The sequence below is a fragment of the Sphingobium sp. LMA1-1-1.1 genome (assembly GCF_040676365.1).
Taxonomy (GTDB): domain Bacteria; phylum Pseudomonadota; class Alphaproteobacteria; order Sphingomonadales; family Sphingomonadaceae; genus Sphingobium.
This window is the reverse complement of sequence record NZ_JBEGHS010000063.1, coordinates 1-255: the sequence shown is the minus strand read 5'-3', so window position 1 is coordinate 255 and position 255 is coordinate 1. Positions and strand designations below refer to the sequence as shown.

The 255-nt window shown below is 65.1% G+C and carries 1 protein-coding gene; it reads right to left on the bottom strand.

What is annotated here, in order from left to right; all coding sequences use genetic code 11:
- Positions 1-255, bottom strand: a 255-nt coding sequence (locus MRBLMA1_RS20065) for a carbon starvation CstA family protein (protein ID WP_363739298.1), incomplete at both ends; no start/stop codon positions are given.

The window sequence follows — 255 nt, the reverse complement described above, 5'->3', positions numbered from 1 at the left end:
TTTTGAGGGGCGGCGCCATGATGACGATGCCGATCGCCAGCGCGGCTATCGCGCCGATCTTGAGGAAGGTCGACAGATAATCGCGCGGCGCCAGCAACAGCCACACCGGCAGCACCGAAGCCACCGCGCCATAGCCGATCAATATCCAGCAAAGCTGCACCGGCGTGAAGGTGAAGACCGGACCCCAGACCGGCGAAGCGGCGATGCTCTGCCCATAGACGATGGCGGCCAGCAGCCCGACCAGCCCCATCAGCG